Below are 18,163 nucleotides of genomic sequence, written 5' to 3'. Positions count from 1 at the left end.
GTCCGAGAGGGCGGGATGCCGTTCGAGATGAGGGTCAAGACGCCGGCGCCCGACGAGGAGACGGCGAGTTAGCCGGCAGGTCGGCATGTCAATCCTGGTCTAACAGAGCCTTAAATAAAGGGCTGCACAGATTACACAGCCAGATTTTATTAATAAACTTAAAACAGCAGACAGTACCAGCATCAGGACCCACCACCCTTTTCCTTTTATAGCGCGCAGTGCCCTATTTAATTCATATCATTTGTCCGCAATCCGTCTTCTGGATCTCCTTGCTCTGCTTCTAGTAAGCAAGCCTTTTCCCGCAACCTCTTCAGCATCCTTTCAATAGTACGTCATATAATACCAGTTGCAGCGTTCGCATCATTCGCTATGAACATTGCCGCCGTGTCCAGTAGCCTTCAGGCGTCCCGAAGGCCGGTGCGTCGCCGCTGACGGGCACGATGCGCTTTTTCACGAGTCTAAAGATGCATAATCTACGGACTTTTCTTTCTCTTGTCATACTTTTGAAAGTGTTCGTAAGAGGCTACCGATCCATTGGAGGCGTAGAGAGTCCAGGTGATGCGCGGACTCATCCCATCGAGCGGGCGGGTGGAGTCTGGCATTCCAGGCAGGATGAGCGTCGTCGGGGTGATCTTGCCTAAAGATATTGGACTGTTTATAGGACTAAACATAAGAAAACTCGATTATCAGGGGCGGGTGCCATAAGGCACACCGCCCCCCTTTGTGCGCATGGCGCCAGGACCATGCGCGCGAAAGCGTTGCCCAAACGCATGGTTCATCCGCACAAAGCCCATGGTCGCTATGGGCAAACATCGGTGCGCCTGCACATGGTTTTGAGCCTGTTCTCGAGCGAAAGTATGGCTGTCGATACGCATGCAATTCGCATGAAACCCGGGCTCGTCCGAGAGCCCTATAAAGGAGGATTCGCATGAAACAGTTAGAGACCGACGTCGTTGTCGTCGCCGCTGGTCTGAGCGGCCTTGCCGCGGCGGTCGCTGCAGCCGAGGCGGGCGCTCGCCTCATCGCGCGGCGACCACGATGACCAAGCGCATGACCGAGCGTGCCCAGGACCTGGGTGTCGAGTTTATATTTGAGTGCCCGGGCACCGGCCTTATCAAGGGTGAGGACGGCGCCATCTGCGGCGTGACTGCCAAGGACAAGGACGGCGAGGAGTACCAGATCTCGTGCAAGTTCGCGATTGTCGCCACGGGCGGTTTTGGCCACAACGCCAAGCTCATCAAGGAGAAGCTCGACTTTGAGTGGGGTAAAGACCTGTTCTCGTTTGCCATTCCGGGCATGGACGGCGATGGCATCAACTTAGGTTGTTTAAAAAGGTGAGTGTGGCGGTCGTTTCCACGAACGGGGACGGTGTTGTTGGGGCTGTCTCAATCTGTAACAGGTGGGTCCGATTTTGGTCTGTAGATGTTACAGATTGAGATTTCCGGCGAGCGGGGCTCCGTTTGTCTCGATCTGTAACACGAGGGACGGATTTTGCCGAGTTGTTGTTACAGATTGAGATATTCGGACGGACAGTTGCCGTTTGTCTTGATCTGTAACAGGTGGAGGCCAAAAGTCGGTCTAGATGTTACAGATTGAGATGTTTGGTCGGACCGAGTTTGTTCGTCTCGATCTGTAACATCTGGGGTCGTTTTTGGCCTGTAGGTGTTACAGATCGAGATTTTCCGACGGAACGCTTCCGTTTGTCTTGATCTGTAACAGGTAGGGGTCAAAAGTGGGTCTAGCTGTTACAGATTTAGATTGTTGAGTATGGGTCGAGAGGAATATCTCGATCTGTAACAGTAAGACCCGGTTTTGCTGGGTAGCTGTTACAGATTGAGACAAACCGACGGGCCGCCCCGCCCCATCCGCCTGCCGCTGCCTGCTATCCGCCGATTTTCGTTGTGCCGCTGTACCCCCATGCCATATCCTCTAAACAACTACGCGGCACCATCGCCGCCGCGTCTACAAGAGAGGAATGTCCATGACCGCACCTGCGTCCAAGCTGCTCCAGCCCATTACGGTTGGCCCCCTTGAGCTCAAGAACCGCATTATGTTCCCGCCGCTGACCACCGGCTATGAGGAGCGCGACGGTTCCATCGGCGAGCGCAGCCTGGCTTTTTATGAGCGTCTGGCCCGTGGCGGCGTGGGCTACATCGTCATCGGCGACGTCGCTCCCGTCATGACCGCAAGCCCCACGCCCAAGCTGGCAACCGACGCCCAGATCCCCACGTTTAAGGCACTGGCCGACGCCGTCCACAAGCACGGTGCCAAGGTCGCGCTGCAGCTGTTCCACCCCGAGTACGACGTGCCCGGTGTCGGCCGCATGGTCATGGGCTCCATGGCTGCGGCCAAAGCCGCGCAGGAGGCCAAGGCCGCCGGCGACGAGGAGACCTTTGCCGCCAAGATGGCCGAGTCCAACGAGATCCGCAAGCAGGCATATGCCAAGCTGCACCACGATATGCAGCACTTTGTGAACGAGGCGAGCGTAGAGCAGCTCGCCCAGATCAAGGAGGCCATCGCTGCCTCGGCCGCTCGCGCGCAGCAGGCCGGCATCGACGCCATCGAGGTCCACGGCGACCGCCTGGTGGGTTCGCTGTGCTCCGCGATCCTCAACAAGCGCACCGACGAGTACGGTGGCTCGTTTGAGAACCGCGTTCGCTACGCGCTGGAGGTCGTCGCTGCCATCAAGGAAGCCGCGCCGCAGCTGATGGTGGAGTATAAGCTCCCCGTGATCATGGAGAACCCCGATGGCACGCCGCGTGGCAAGGGCGGCCTGCAGCCCGACGAGGCCTGCGAGTTCGCCAAGCTGCTCGAGGGCGCGGGCATCGATATGATCCAGGTTGCACAAGCCAACCACACCGGCAATATGGGCGACACCATTCCGTCCATGGGCGCCATGCCCTACAACTGGACGCTGCCCGTGGCCGAGCGCGTCAAGGCCCTGGTCTCCGTGCCGGTGGCAACTGTGGGCCGTGTTGTCTCGGTCGAGGCTGGCGAGAAGATTCTGGAAGACGGCGCAGCCGATATCATCGCCTATGGCCGCTCGCTCATGTGCGACCCCGACATTGCGCTGAAGGCCGCCACGGGCGAACCCATCCGCGAGTGCCTCAACTGCAACAAGGGCTGCGTCGATGCGATTCAAAACCGCAAGTACATCTCGTGTGTGCTCAATGCCGAGAACGGCGACGAGGCTACCATCTCCATTAAGCCGGGCGAGGGCGACAAGAAGATCGCCGTTGTGGGCGGCGGTATTGCCGGTCTGGAGGCCGCACGCGTGGCGGCCAAGCGCGGCTACGACGTGACCGTCTACGAGGCGAGCGATCATCTGGGCGGCCAGATTGTGCTGGCGGCCGCGCCTCCGCGCAAGGGCGAAATCATGCGCTCGGTCGAGTATTACGAGAAGATTCTGCCCGGCCTGGGCGTGAAGGTTGAGCTCAACCACGTCGCTACCACTGAGGACCTCAACGCCGCCGACGCCGCGATTGTGGCTGTGGGCGCGCACGACGTGGTCATCCCCGTTCCGGGTGCCGATTCTAAGAAGGTCGTCTCGAGCTGGGACGTGCTGGCCGGCAAAGTGGAGCTTACGGGACGCGTCGCCGTCATTGGCGGTGGCCTGGTGGGCACCGAGACTGCCGAGTACCTGCTGCAGCACGGCTGCGAAGTGGCGATCGTGGAGATGCTCGACAAGATTGCCGCAGGCGAGTCCGAGACCATTCTGCCGCTGATTATGAGCGACTTTGCAGAGCACAACGTGGAGCAGCATGTTAAGACCCGTCTGACCGCCATTACCGACGAGGGCGTGGAGGCCGTGCGCACTGCCGATGACGGCGCCGAGGAGCCGGTGAAGATCGCCTGCGATTACGTGGTGATGGCCGTCGGTTCCAAGGCCAACGCGTTTGACTTGGATGGCGTTACGGTGCCCGTGACCTGTGTGGGCGACTGCTCGGGCGAGCGCACCGCCGACATTGCGAACGCCATTCGCACGGCATATCACGCGGCCAACGAGCTGTAGTTGAACATCGCGGCCAGGTGGGGCGGTAGCACGGATCTGTCTCGCCCGGCCGCGTCCCATCGGGTGTCAATCGGGGCGGGGCCTGCAAGCGCAGCAGGTCCCGCCCTTTTTGTTTTGCCCCGGTGGACGACAATGCGCGCTAATCATGGGGAGTGAGGCGTCTACTGCCTTGCAGACTGCTCAAAATTATTGGAGGAGGGGTTAATAACTATATCCTCTATTCCAAAGGATATAAAGAGATGCCAATGTTGCTGGCAAGCGAATGACGATTAGCTGCGAGCTAGTTACCAGCGTAAATAATCAATAAAGAAATGTCGTAAATTGGTGTCAAATTCCCAGATAGCGCCGCGTCTATTTTAATTAACTGCTTTGAGCAAACAGTAAAATGCTACTATCTAACTTGCACGTAAGAAAGCAATTTAACGTTTAAGGCTAAGAAGTAGAAGTGGCAGGTATGTCAGAAACAACAAGGACTCGCACGCATGCGCCCGAGATTAGGCAGCGTGCTGTCGAGATCCTCCAAGAAGGGGTCGGCCATCGCGCGCTCGCCGCAGAGCTTGGCATCCCCCAGGCCACAGCCCGTCAGTGGGCCCGTGCGTATGCCGTGGGCGGCGCCGACGCCGTTCTCAATGCGGGCTCTCATCACCACACATATTCGTTTGACGTTAAGCTTGCCGTGGTTAAGGACCGCTTGGAACATGGTCTGACGGTGCGTGAGGTCATGGTCAAGCACAAGATCCCCAGCGAGTCTTCGGTTAAAGCTTGGTGCCGACAGTATCGCGACGGTGGCGAGGCTGCCTTGGTCGATAAGCCGCGGGGTCGTAAACCGCGCGTTAAAAAGGCGGAATAGCGAACGGGATGGTGCGTCCGCAGGGGCGCATTTTTCTTGCCGCGCCAACTTTTTGGACCGCCGCGAGTCTATCGGGACATCCTTCAAAGTGGTCAATAAACCGCGCGCAGTGGCCCGTGCGCCCGCCGCTACGAGAGGGGGAGCGTTGCCTCTCTACTCCAAAGCGGACATGCCCTTACCCTATACGCCTAAAACTCCCCAGTTGACCGAAAACCTGCCGCCTGAACTCCCAATTTGAGCTATAACGTTAAATAATTGCAGCGTTTTTGCATGGGGGAGTGATGGTATGACGCTACTGTATTTCCTTACCCTGTTTCCGCTGGTACCGGCGATGGGCATGCTGCTCGCGCGCAGTGACCGAGCCCGCGATGCGGTAGGGCTTGTAGGCTCCGGCATTATTATGGCGGTGACCGTTGTAGTTGCCGTCTTATTTTTTGGCACGGGTCCGCAGGGCTTTGAGGTTGCCCCCGGCACCTCGCATGTGCTCTCGATCATCAGCTCCGTCATCGACGTAATTCTGTGCGCCGTCATCCTGTACAACGCGTTCAAATATAGGAACGCGCTTACCGGTGTGCTCGGCGTGGTGCAGCTGGTGGGTTCGGTTGCCTTCGCTGCCATGACGCTGCCCACGGCCGAGGTCGTCACCGCCACGCCGCTCTACCTGGACTATATGAGCGTGATCATGGTGCTCGCCGTTGGCATTGTCGGCAGCCTGATCTGCGTGTATGCCCTGGGCTACATGAAGGACTTCCAGGCGCACGATGAGCACGAGGCCGCGCTGCGTGGGCAGACCGCGCCCGACCGACGCCCGCAGTTCCTGGCGCTTATGTTCCTGTTCCTTTCGGCCATGTTCGTCATCGTGACGAGCGACAACCTGGAGTGGCTGTTCTGCGGCTGGGAAATCACCACCGTGTGCTCGTTTCTTATGATTGGCTATACGCGCACGCCCGAGGCCATCAAAAACGCCTTTACCCAGATCATCCTCAACATGCTGGGCGGCATCGCGTTTTTGGCGGGCCTTATGTTCCTGCATGTCAACGGCGTACCGCTGACCATCTCGGGCATGATCGAGCTTTCCGGCGCCGGAACCGCGCAATCCGCGCTGCTGGTGCTGCCGGTCGTCTTGCTGTCGATCGCCGCGCTTACCAAGGCCGCTCAGATGCCGTTCCACACCTGGCTGCTCGGCGCCATGGTCGCCCCCACGCCCACGAGCGCCCTGCTGCACTCGTCCACCATGGTCAAGGCCGGCGTGTTTTTGATGGTCAAGCTGAGCCCGCTGTACGCCACCTATCCCGTGACCGGCTTTATGGTCACGAGCGTGGGCGCCATCACGTTTTTGCTCGCCGCCCTCATGGCCGTCTCGCAGAGCAATGCCAAGCGTGTGCTCGCGTACTCCACCATTTCCAACCTGGGCCTCATCAGTGCCTGCCTGGGTGTCGGCGCGCCCGAGGCCGTGTGGGCCGCCATCTTCTTGATCTTGTTCCATACGGTGGCAAAGTCGCTGCTGTTCTTGTGCGTGGGCACGGCCGAGCATCATATCGGTAGCCGCAATATCGAGGACATGGACGGCATGTTCAGTCGCATGCCGCACCTGACGCGCCTGATGATGCTGGGCATCATGGGCATGTTCGTGGCGCCGTTTGGCATGCTCGTGTCTAAGTGGGGCGCCCTGGTGGCGTTTGCGCAGACCGGCAATGTGCTCATGATCATGGTGCTGGCCTTTGGCTCGGCCGCGACGTTCTTCTTCTGGGGCAAGTGGCTCGCCAAGCTCTCGGGCGTGGATTCTACGGCCGAAAACGTGGAGGGCAATGTCCATAAGACCGAATGGATAGCGCTCAACACTATCGCCGCGCTGCTGATTCTGTGCTGTGTAGCGTTCCCGATTATCTCGAGCGGTCTGGTGTCGCCTTACTTGGCCATGGTGTTTGGCCGCGTGCCGTATGTTATTGGCAAGGATGCCATGTATCTAATGGTGGTTATCGTGGCTTTTATCGCCGTGGTGCTGCTGACTTCATTCCGCGTGAGCGACAAACCGCACGTAAACGTATATCTTTCGGGTGTGGGAACCGACAATTACCGTCATTTCCGCGGCTCGATGGGACACGAGGTGAAGGCCGAAAAGCGCAATTGGTACCTGGAGGACGCCCTTGGCGAGAATCGCATTGGCCCCGCGGGCAGCATCGTGTGCTGCAGCATCATCCTGTTCGCGCTGCTATGCTGCGTATGGATTGGTCCCGATACGCTCGCCATGGGCGAGCCCTCGGTGCTGCGCGGCAAGTATTTCGAAGGCTCGGGCGTCGTGGGCATCTTTATAGGCACCGTGGCGTTTGCCCTGCTGGCGCCTTTGGTTGGTGGCCTGATCGACGGCATCGACCGCAAGCTGTCCGCCCGCATGCAGGGCCGCGTGGGACCGCGTCTGCTGCAACCGTTCTACGATGTAGCCAAGCTCCTGCGCAAAGCCCCTGCCAGCGTAAACACCGTGGACGATACCTACATGGCGTGCGCGCTCATCTTTACCGTGGTGGGCGGCGGCATCTTTGTGTCGGGTTCCAACACACTGTTATGCGCCTTTATGGTTACCCTCGCTGCGATCTTTGTGGTGCTGGCGTCCGCCTCGACGCAAAGCCCGTTTGCCCAGGTCGGAGCCGACCGCGAGCTGCTGCAGGTCATGAGTTACGAGCCCGCCGTTTTGCTGATGAGTGTGGGCCTGTACCTTGCCACCGACAGCTTCGATTCCATCGCCGTGACGGGGCAGTCGGCCCCCATCATCGTGTACAGCGCGCCCATCTTCCTCGCACTGCTCGCGGTGCTTACCATCAAACTGCGCAAGTCGCCGTTTGACCTTTCGTACTCGCATCACGCGCATCAGGAGATCGTCCAGGGCGTCGCCACCGAGATGAGCGGCGGCACGCTGGCCAAGATGACCCTTATGCACTGGTGCGAGACCGTGCTGTTTTTGATGTGGGTGGGCATGTTCTTTGTTTGGGACAACCCGGTGAGCTGGGTCGTCGCCCTGGTCGTTATGGTCATGACGTATTTTGCCGAGGTACTGATCGATAACACCTTCGCCCGTAGCACCTGGCGCAGCTGCTTTAAGCTCGGCTGGGGTGTGGCGCTGGTGTTTGGCCTGCTCAACCTTATGCCCATCCTCGTCGACGTGTTTATTTAGGAGGCGGCATCCATGGATCATAAAATGTCGCGTTCGCCGTGGGTTATTCATTACGACGGTTCGAGCTGCAACGGATGCGATATCGAGGTGCTGGCCTCGCTCACGCCGCTGTTCGATGCGGAGCGCTTTGGCGTGGTCAACACCGGCAACCCCAAACATGCGGACATCTTTTTGGTGACGGGGTCGGTCAACGCCCAGAACTTGCCCGTCGTGCGCCAGATCTACAACCAGATGCTCGAGCCCAAGTGCGTGGTGGCGTGCGGCATCTGCGCGTGCTCGGGCGGCGTGTTCCGCGATGCGTACAACGTGATCGGTGGCGTGGACCGCGCAATTCCCGTGGACGTGTACGCGCCCGGATGCGCCATTCGCCCCGAGACGGTGATCGACGCCATCGTGGAGGCGTGCGGCATCCTGGACCAGAAGGAGGCTGTGATGCGCGCCGGCGGCGACCCGCTTACCGTGGGCGGTGCTGCTACCTGGGATGGCGGCGTTGAGCTGGGCGAGGACGGATTTGTGGCCGCGGCTGAGGCCGGCGACGCGCCCGCCGCTGGCGACGCACCTGCTGGGACGCCCGCCGCGTCCGCCGCTGCAAGGGGGGCCGAGTAATGCAAAAGGCAATCTATACCACCGTCGAGCTCGATGCGCTGCTGTCGCATGTCCAGGCGCTCAAGGGTTCCGGTGCCCGCTTTGTGCAGATGCACGCCGAGCGCAATGTGGACGACGGCACGTATCGCTTGGTCTATACGTTCATCAACGTTCGTGCTGCCCAGGAGCAGATCGCGCAGGACGGCAGTTATGCGATTGAGAACCTGGTAGTCGATGGTATCGACCAGTACCAGGAGATTCCATCCATCAGCTCGTACTACCCTGCGGTGTTCCCGTTTGAAAATGAGGCACACGACCTGTTTGGGCTTGCCATTACCGACATGCAGATTGACTTTAAGGGCTTTTTCTACCAGGTCTCGACTGCCGAGCCCATGAGCGTCATCACGCCCGAGGTGAAAACCGCGCGCGAGAAGGCCATGAAGGTCCGTGCCGCTGCCGAGGCCAAGGCGCGCAAGGCCGCGGCCGAGAAGGCCGCCGCTGCCGCGGCCGCTGCGGGGGAGGGCGCTGGCGATGCTGCGGGCGCTGCCGTCGCTCAGCCCGCTGCGGCTGCCGGCTCCGATGCTCAGCATGACGAGGCTGCTGCGAAGGCCGCGCTCAAGGCCGCCGAGATGGAGGCAAAGCTCGCCGCCATGGATCCCGAGAAAGCGGCCAAGGTCCGCGCGGCGCTTGCCGCCAAGGCCGCCCGCGATAAGCAGAAAAAGGAGGCGTAAGGTCCATGGCACATCGCTCCGTTATTCCGTTTGGCCCGCAGCACCCGGTGCTGCCCGAGCCGCTTCACCTGGACCTGGTGCTCGAGGACGACCGCGTTATCGAGGCTATTCCTCAGATCGGCTTTGTGCACCGCGGACTCGAGAAGCTCACCGAAAAGCGTGACATGCACCAGTTTGGCTACATCGCCGAGCGCATCTGCGGCATTTGCGCCGTGGGTCACAGCTGCGGCTATGCCAGCGCCTGCGAGCGCATGCTCGATATCGAGGTGCCTGGCCGCGTGCAGTATATCCGTACCATTTTGCACGAGCTTTCGCGCATTCACTCGCACCTGCTGTGGCTGGGCCTGCTCGCCGATGCCTTTGGCTTCGAGGCGCTGTTCTATCGTTCGTGGACCCTGCGCGAGCAGATTCTCAAGATCTTTGAGAGCACGTGTGGCGGTCGCGTGATTCTGTCGATTAACGAGATCGGCGGCCTTAAGCATGACATTGAGGACTCCGAGCTGGCGGGCATTGTCCAGACGCTCGATGCCATGCGCCCCGACTACGAGGCCCTGGTGCATACGTTTTTGGACGACAACAGCTGCGGCGAGCGCCTGCATGGCGTGGGCGTGATCAGCAAGAAAGACGCGCTGGACCTGTCGATGGTCGGTCCGTTTGGGCGCGCCTCGGGCGTGGACTACGACGTGCGCATGTTTGGCGACGGTGCCTATGCGGACCTGGCTGCGTTTGAGCCCATCGTTGCCACCGATGGCGACTGCTATGCCCGCTGCCAGGTGCGCTGTGCCGAGGTCACGCAGGCCATGGACATCATTAAGGAGCTTGTGGGCAAGATTCCGCACGACGGCATCGGCGGGCGCACCAAGCTTACGCCGGCCGATGGCGCACGCGGCGAGGTTGTGATTGAGCAACCGCGCGGCGAGGCGTACTACTATGTGCGCGGTAACGGCACCAAGAATTTGGACCGTTTCCGCGTGCGCACGCCGACGTCGCAAAACCTGGCGGGCCTGACGCATGCACTGCAGGGCGTGCTCATTGCCAACGTGCCCATGATTATCCTGACCATCGACCCCTGCATTAGTTGCACGGAAAGGTAGGCGCGGCATGAGTTTGATGACATTTGCCAAGACGGCCTTGGGCTCTATGGTCAAGCAGCCGGTCACGGTGTGCTATCCGCAGGAGGAGCTGGCGGCGCCCGAGCGCCTGCGCGGGCATATCGTCAACGATATGGACGTGTGCATCTGCTGCGGTATGTGCGCGCGTCGCTGCCCGGCGGGCGCGCTTGCGGTCGATCGCAAGGGTGGTACCTGGTCGATCGACCCGTACGCCTGCGTGGTGTGTGGCGAGTGCATCGAGAGCTGCCCCAAGCACTGCCTGACTATGGACACCGCCCGTACTCCGGTTGCGGCGAACAAGACTCCCACGGTAGAAACCAAGCCGGAGTAGCACTGGAATAGAGCTGGAATAGGGGCCGGTGGGGCAAAAATGCCCCGCCGGCCCCGCGCGTGAACGCGCGGCTAAGCCTCTGCGAACAAAAACTATGCCGGATTACGGGGCTGGATAGCGAACCTTCGACCATACAGAAAATTGCAAAAACAAAACCGCAGGTAGATAGTCTGCCGTTTTTCAAAAAATGGAGGTATGGATAAGGGTCCCGACATTAGTCCCGTAATCCAGCACAGTTTTGAAATGGCACCATATCCGTAACAGCCTTTGATCTCCCGTGGACGGAGGAAAACGGGCCCTTTTGCCCCGTCCATCTTGAGTCGCACCCATTTTCCTGCGAAAACCCTCATGTCTCAACTTTGGTGAGACATTTGTCTCACGCCCAAAACCGAATCTGGAACGTGTGTCACCTGCTCAAATTGTGTCTCATTCCGTAACTTGAGGCTGATGCAAGGTCTGAGCCTGCGAGAAGGGAGACGCGATGAGTAAGTACACGAGGGGTTTCTTGGCGGTGATGCTGGCCGTAGTGCTGGTATTGCCGGCTGCGGCATTTGCCATGCTGCCCGAGGCCAACGCCAGGTCCAGCACCGGAATGGACGGACCGACAATGAGCGGAAAGGTCGTCGTCGATCCCGACACCAGCGGACGCTGGGAAATCTGGGCGGCCGGTCACAACGGTAATAAAGTAACGACTCAAAACGTCGGCCGAATCTGGACCGACAAGACGGTCAAGAAAGCCGGAGAAAACGAAGCGTCAGATTTTGTGACTACGCTTTCGGCGATGTCCTCGACGTCTAATTCAACCGTGACGGTCACCACGCCGCTCGATATCGTGATGGTGCTGGATGCTTCTGGCTCGATGGATGGTGAGATGGGCGGTCGAGATTCCACCAAGCGTATCGATGCACTGAAGAGCGCTGCGAACAGCTTTATTGATACCATCGCCAAGCAAAACGAGGGTATCGAGGGCGTGGATAGGCAGCATAAGGTTGCTATCGTTAAGTTTTCGGGAGATACGACCGAAAAGGTCGGTAATGATACGTACAAGAAACAGGAACACGGCAGAACTAACACGTACAACTACTCGCAGGTAATGACGGGCCTGATCGATTGCTCTGGCAGCAAAGCAACCGATCTCAAGAATAAAATTGATGAGATTAGGCCCGCCGGTGCCACGCGCGCCGACAATGGCCTGCAGCTGGCAGAGGGCATCACTTCTGGTCGCGCGGGCGCCAAGAAGATTGTTGTGTTCTTTACCGACGGCACGCCGACAAGCTTCAGCGAGTTCAATCCGGATGTCGCCAATGCTGGCGTGGCGGCTGCCAAGAACATGAAGGACAGCAAGGCCACCGTTTATACTATCGGCATCTTTGATGGCGCGGATCCCAAAGCCAGCGTCCAGGATTCGAAGACAAGCCAAGAGAACAAGTTCATGCAGGCCGTTTCGAGCAACTACCCCAATGCCACGAAATGGAATTCTCACGGAACGCGTGCGGAAAACTCCGACTACTACAAGTCGGCGACCAATGCCGAAGAGCTCAAGAAGGTCTTCGACGACATCTCGCAGGCCATCACATCGGAGGCGCCTTATCCGACCGAAATCCATAAGGGCTACGACGAGACCAAGTCCGGCTACATCACGTTTACCGACGAGCTGGGCGACTTTATGCAGGTTGACGGATTTACCGAAGTCGTCATTAACGGCACGCCGTTTACCAAGGCGAGCAAGACGGTCAATAAAGAAACCAATACCGACACCTACGAGTTCACCGGCAAGGCAAAAGACCTGCTCATCACCGTGCAGCGCGCCGGCGATGACAATCCCCAGAAGGGCGATATCGTAACGGTCGATATTCCTGCGTCGTTGATTCCGCTGAGTCACTTTAAGACCGTAGACGGCAAGCTTTCGGTCGACAACGTTAAGCCCATCCAGGTGAAGTATGCTTCGAGCGTGAAGAGTGTTGCGCTCGACAACCTATTTGCGCCTGAGGAGGTCACGGGGCTCAAGGCTTACATCGAAAAGAATACGACCGTTGCCGACGATGGCACCAAGACCGTGAACTTCTACGCGAACAAGTGGGAGACCGGCGCGTTGGGTAATACGGTTGCGACCTTTGAGCCGGCCGACACCAACCGCTACTACTACTTCCAGAAACAGACCCCAATTTACACGGACAAGGACTGCACGCAGCCTGCAAAGAATTCGCTGGCAGATACCGGCACCTATTACTACAAGGATGAGTTTGAGGAGCAGGGCGAAAACGATGAGGCCAAGCCCGCCTCTGCCGTCATCGAGTTTATCGGCGGCGACGCTGCGAAGTTTGACGGCGCTATTGTTGCTGACGAGGACGGCAGCCTTTCGTTTAGCGTGGGAACCGCGCGCCTAGCCTTTATCGACGAGCTCCACACCACCAAGGAGAGTGTGGGCGGCAACAACACTGGTACCGCGACCGACGTTCTTAACCCCAAGTGGAACAACGTGTCCGCCAAGGCGACCGCGACGCATGTCAATTCCTACCTGGGCAACAACGGCAAGATCAGCTTTAACGTGACGCCGACAACGGTGGATACCAAGGCCAGCTTTGGCCTGACCAAGGTGCTCGAGGGCCGCGATTGGACGGATGTGGACGAGTTTAAGTTTGAACTCTCCGCAACGTCCGAGAATGACGCCCCGATGCCCGCACACGCGACCGCGACCGTGACCAATGACGACCTGGACGACAATGGCAAGGCAGCTATCGACTTCGGCGAGATCACCTGCAACAAGCCGGGCGAGTACACCTATGAGGTCCGCGAGGTCAAGGGCGGCGCCGGTGGCATCACCTACAGCGAGAACGTTGCCACGTTCAAGGTGACCGTGGCGGTTGAGGCCACGGGTGGGCTTAAGGCTGACGTTGAAAAGATCTCGGGCGAGACCGAGTTCAAGAACACCTATAGCGCCAAGACGGAAACCCCGCTGACTCTTGAGGCAACCAAGACGCTCACGGGGCGCCCGATGGCCGATGACGAATTTAAGTTTGCGCTGAGCTATGCGGGGCACGACGAGGTTCTGCTGGATGCAACCAACAAGGGTGGCAAGGTTGAGTTCGGGCCGCTGACGTACACGACCGAGTCGCTTGCCAAGCTGGTCGAGGAGGGCAAGGCGTCGGTTGATGCTAGCTCCGACAAGCCCACGTGGACCATTCGCTACATTGCTGCCGAGCAGACCGGAAAGCTGCCTGCGGGCGTGAGCGCCACCGTGTCGGCAATTGACGCATGTGTAACCGTTGTCGACAACGGCGATGGTACCCTGACGGCGACGGCTGTCTACGGCGATGCCGGCAACGAGTTTGTGAACACCTACACTGCCGCGCCTGTCGAGGCATCGCTTGTGGGCAAGAAGAATCTGCAGGTTCCTGATGGCTTGACCCCGGCTGACATTGCCGGCAAGTTTACCTTTACGGTGACCGGTGAAGAGGGCGCACCCATGCCCGCGAACGCGAGCGTGACCAATGATGCCAAGGGCAAGGTCGACTTTGGCAAGATCACCTTTACGCTCGACGACCTTAACAAGGCTCTGGGCGAGAAGCCCGAGAAGCGCGAGCACACCTTTACCTACACCGTGACCGAGTCCGGTGAGGTCGCTGGCGTGACCAACGACGCCGAGACTTCGCGTACGGTTTCCTTCACCGTGACTGATGACGGCGAGGGTACTCTGAGGGTGTCCCGCAAGCCGGACGGCGATGCGGCATTTACGTTCACCAATACCTATAGCGTGACGCCCGTCGAGAAAAGCGTCACCGACCAGATCACCGCGACCAAGGTCCTGGACGGCCGCGGCCTCAAGGCTGGCGAGTTCAGATTCGAGCTCGTCGAGGGCGAGGGCAAGGACGCCAAGGTCGTCGCCACCGGCACCAACAATGCCGAAGGCAAGATCACGATGAACGCCGTGAAGTACGACAAGCCCGGCAAGCACACCTACACACTGCGCGAGGCCAAGGGCAACGCCGGCGGTATCACCTACAGCGATGCCAAGTTCACCATCGAGACCACCATCACCGATAACGGCGACGGCACTCTCAAGGCCGAGCATGTCCTGAAGGGCACCGAGCCCGCCGAGTTCAAGAACACCTACAGCGTGACCCCGATCGACACAGAGCTCGACTTTGGCCTGAGCAAGGCCATTGACGGCCGAGAGTGGACTGAGGGGGACAAGTTCAGCTTTACCATCATCGCCCCCGAGGGCACCCCGCTGCCCGACCCCGCAACCGTGACCGTGAGCAAGAATGACGCGAAGGACGGCATCGCCGCCATCAAGTTCGGCAAGATCCACTACACGGCTGCCGGAACCTACAAGTACGAGATCTGCGAGAACGCGGGAAGCGCGGCCGGTATGACGTATGACGCGCATGTCGCAACTGCCGAAGTGACCGTGACTGATAACGGCAAGGGCGTCCTGACCGCCAACGTCACCAAGAAGGAAAGCGGCCGCTTCACCAACGCGTACCGTACTGAGCTCGATTACGCCGCGGCCGGCGGCCTCAAGCTCAGCAAGACCCTCTCCGGACGTCCCATGACCGAGGGTCAGTTCACCTTTACCGTGACGCCTGCCGACGAGGCTTCGGCCATCGCGCTCGGCCTGCACGAGGGCGCCAACGTGTACAAGTCCCCTGCAACGGCAGAGGCAACGGTTGGTCTGATCGACATCCTGGCTGGCCATGAGGTCAAGTTTACGCAGGCTGACGCGGGCAAGACCTTTACATACACCGTTGCCGAGAAGAACGATGGCCAGCCCGGTTACACCTACGACGAGGCCGTACGCACCGTGACGATCGCTATCGCCGACGATGGCGCTGGTACGCTCACCGCTACGACGACCGTTTCTGGCGGACCCAATGGCACGCCGGTGGCGGTCCACAAGAGCGGCGAGAATAAGGTCGAGAGCGCCTTGGTCTCGTTCACCAACAGCTACCACGCATCGACCGATAACCCGGGCGGCGAGCTTGCGCAGATTGTCGCCACCAAGACCCTGACCGGTCGTCCGCTGGCCAACGGCGAGTTCTACTTTGGCATCGCCTATGCGGGCGAGACGGAAGCCATTGACGGCACTGTGGCGACCAACATCAACGGCCAGGTGAGCTTTGGCGCGCTGCATTACACGACTGAGATGCTCGCCGATTTGGTGAGCGCCGGACGCGCCATCCGTACCGACACGGATGCCAAGCTTGCGTGGACTATCAACTACACGGCGTTTGAGTACACGTCCCCGCTCGCAGCAAAGGGTATTACTGCCGCGAAGTCGAGCTTTAGCTTTAAGGTCATCGTCGTCGACAACGGCGACGGCACTCTGACGGCGAAGCCTGACTACGGTGGCGTCGAGCCCGTGTTCGAGAACGTCTACGGCGCCGATGCCGTTGACGCCGCGCTCGCCGGCGCCAAGAAGCTCCAGGCTGCCGAGGGCCTGACCCCGGCCGATATCACGGGTAAGTTCACCTTTACCGTGACCGCCGATGAGGCGGGCGCCCCGATGCCCGAGCGCACGACCGCAACCAACGACGCGGCCGGCAACGTGGACTTTGGCAAGATCCACTTTACGCTCGAGGACCTCAACCGCGCCTTGGGCGTGACGGATGATGCGACCGATAAGGCTGAGGCAGACGAAGCTGACGAAGCCGAGGCCGACGAGGCAGAGGCTGAAGAGACCGACGCCGACGCTGACGCCAATGCCGACGAGTCCGGCAGCGAGTCCGAGCCCGCAGCCCCCATTGCCCCGCGCTCGCACACCTTTACCTACACGGTGACCGAGTCCGGTAGCGCCCCTGGCGTGACTAACGACGCCAACGCCACGCGTAAGGTTTCCTACACCGTGACTGACGACGGCGCTGGACATCTGAAGGTCGTGCGCGAGGGTGACGACGGCGCTGGCTTCACGTTCACCAACACCTACAGCGTGACGCCTACCGATTCTGTGGTGACCGATCAGGTCAAGACGGTCAAGCGCCTGACCGGACGCGACCTTGCAGCAGGCGAGTTCACGTTTGAGCTGCTCGAGGACGGCGTGGTTGTCGCGACCGGCACCAACGACGCCAATGGCACCGTCGCGCTGAGCCCGATCCGCTACGAGGCACCTGGCGCGCACACGTACATGCTGCGCGAGGCTTGCCCCAACGCGCTCGGCCTGTACAAGGGCGTCACCTATGACGGCACGACCTACACCGTCGTGACCACCGTCTCCGACAACGGAGACGGCACGCTGACCGCGACGCACAAGCTCGAGGGAACTACTGAGTCGGCTGGCTTTACCAACAAGTATCATGCCATGCCCACGCAGGTCTCCATCGGTGCCATCAAGGTGCTCGAGGGACGCGAGCTCAAGAAGGACGAGTTTAGCTTTAAGCTCGTTGGCGAGGACATCGAGTCTACGGTCACCAACGATGCCGACGGCAAGATCAACTTCGACAAGTTCGAGTACGACGAGCCCGGAACGTACGTCTATACCATCAGCGAGGTCAAGGGCGACGAGGCCGGTATGACCTACGACAAGTCCGTCTTTACCGCGACCGTCAACGTGGCCGATGACGGCGAGGGCAACCTCAAGGCGAATGTCGCCTTTACCAAGGGCGACAAGAGCGTCGAGGGCATCGTGTTCAACAACACGTACAAGAAGCCCGAGCCGCCCGTGCCGACGCCCGATCCCGGCACGCCCAAGACCGTGACGAACATCGTCAAGACGGTCAAGGGTTTCCTGCCCACCACGGGTGACCAGCAGACCGCCGCACTGCTCATGGCATTTGTTATCGCCATAGCCGGCGTCGGAGCCCTGGTCTGGGGTATCCGTAAACGCTAGGCACGCTGGCGGCGCCCGGGGCCAAAAGGCCCCGGGCGGCCGGCGGGGAGCCAGAACATAGCCCCACCCCCCACCCCCAGCCGCCACGGAGGTATCTCCCTCCTCCGTGGCGGCGCTTTTGTGCGTAGGCGAGGAGGGCTCGCCACGAAACCGGCCCATCTACTACGTTTAGTCCCTTACCCCCAACCATGTCAAAAAACGCGAAAACAAAACCGCAGGTAGAACGCCTGCGGTTTTGCTCAAAACGAAGGTATGGTCAGGGGTATCGAGTTAAACGTAGTAGATGGGCCGATTTCGTGGAGCGGTTCCGGCTGATCCCTTGGGGACGGAGGAAAACGGATCATTTTTGGCTTGAAGCGGCTTGCGGAGACACTTGACGTGGCCGCTCGGACAAAACTAGGCCGGTTTACGGGGCTGAGTCACGAGTCCCCAACCATGCTGATATTCGTGAAAATAAAACCGCAGGTAGACGAGCCGTCATTTTACAGAAAACGCGGGTATGGATGGGGGTCCTGAGTTTGGCCCCGTAAACCGGCATAGTTTTGAA

At 59.7% G+C, this 18,163-nt stretch carries 9 protein-coding genes; all 9 read left to right on the top strand.

Annotated features, from left to right (window positions below):
* Positions 1-1,038 precede the first annotated feature (1,038 nt).
* The 9 genes from ACTQ05_RS00910 to ACTQ05_RS00870 all read left to right on the top strand — a co-directional run bounded on the left by ACTQ05_RS00910 (position 1,039) and on the right by ACTQ05_RS00870 (position 17,616).
* Positions 1,039-1,338 (top strand): FAD-binding protein, encoded by a 300-nt coding sequence (locus tag ACTQ05_RS00910; protein WP_441537733.1) that lies wholly within the window; start codon positions 1,039-1,041, stop codon positions 1,336-1,338.
* A 643-nt stretch (positions 1,339-1,981) separates the two neighbouring features.
* Positions 1,982-4,012 carry a bilirubin reductase, long form gene (gene bilR, locus ACTQ05_RS00905; RefSeq protein WP_441537732.1) on the top strand — a complete coding sequence of 677 codons (2,031 nt, stop codon included), beginning with the start codon at positions 1,982-1,984 and terminating at the stop codon, positions 4,010-4,012.
* Between the two features lie 454 nt (positions 4,013-4,466).
* Entirely contained in the window at positions 4,467-4,862 is a 396-nt protein-coding gene (locus ACTQ05_RS00900) for a helix-turn-helix domain-containing protein (protein WP_229770663.1), read from the top strand.
* 286 nt (positions 4,863-5,148) lie between these two features.
* Positions 5,149-8,031 carry a proton-conducting transporter transmembrane domain-containing protein gene (locus ACTQ05_RS00895; protein WP_441537731.1) on the top strand — a complete coding sequence of 961 codons (2,883 nt, stop codon included), beginning with the start codon at positions 5,149-5,151 and terminating at the stop codon, positions 8,029-8,031.
* 12 nt (positions 8,032-8,043) lie between these two features.
* Positions 8,044-8,637, top strand: coding sequence for an NADH-quinone oxidoreductase subunit B family protein (locus ACTQ05_RS00890; protein WP_427795592.1), 594 nt, complete (start codon positions 8,044-8,046; stop codon positions 8,635-8,637).
* A complete protein-coding gene (locus ACTQ05_RS00885) occupies positions 8,637-9,347 on the top strand; it encodes an NADH-quinone oxidoreductase subunit C (RefSeq protein WP_441537730.1) in 711 nt (236 codons plus the stop codon). The genes ACTQ05_RS00890 and ACTQ05_RS00885 overlap by 1 nt, the downstream gene beginning before the upstream one ends.
* A 5-nt stretch (positions 9,348-9,352) precedes the next feature.
* Complete coding sequence (locus ACTQ05_RS00880; RefSeq protein WP_154516627.1) at positions 9,353-10,441, top strand: hydrogenase large subunit; 1,089 nt, start codon at positions 9,353-9,355, stop codon at positions 10,439-10,441.
* A 7-nt stretch (positions 10,442-10,448) separates the two neighbouring features.
* On the top strand, positions 10,449-10,790 hold the full coding sequence (locus ACTQ05_RS00875) for a 4Fe-4S dicluster domain-containing protein (protein ID WP_427795103.1): 342 nt from the start codon (positions 10,449-10,451) through the stop codon (positions 10,788-10,790).
* Between the two features lie 481 nt (positions 10,791-11,271).
* Complete coding sequence (locus ACTQ05_RS00870) at positions 11,272-17,616, top strand: Spy0128 family protein (RefSeq protein WP_441537729.1); 6,345 nt, start codon at positions 11,272-11,274, stop codon at positions 17,614-17,616.
* Positions 17,617-18,163 lie beyond the last annotated feature (547 nt).

The sequence above is a fragment of the Collinsella sp. LCP21S3_A9 genome, from assembly GCF_052118785.1.
GTDB lineage: Bacteria > Actinomycetota > Coriobacteriia > Coriobacteriales > Coriobacteriaceae > Collinsella.
This window is presented reverse-complemented; position numbering and strand designations above follow the sequence as displayed.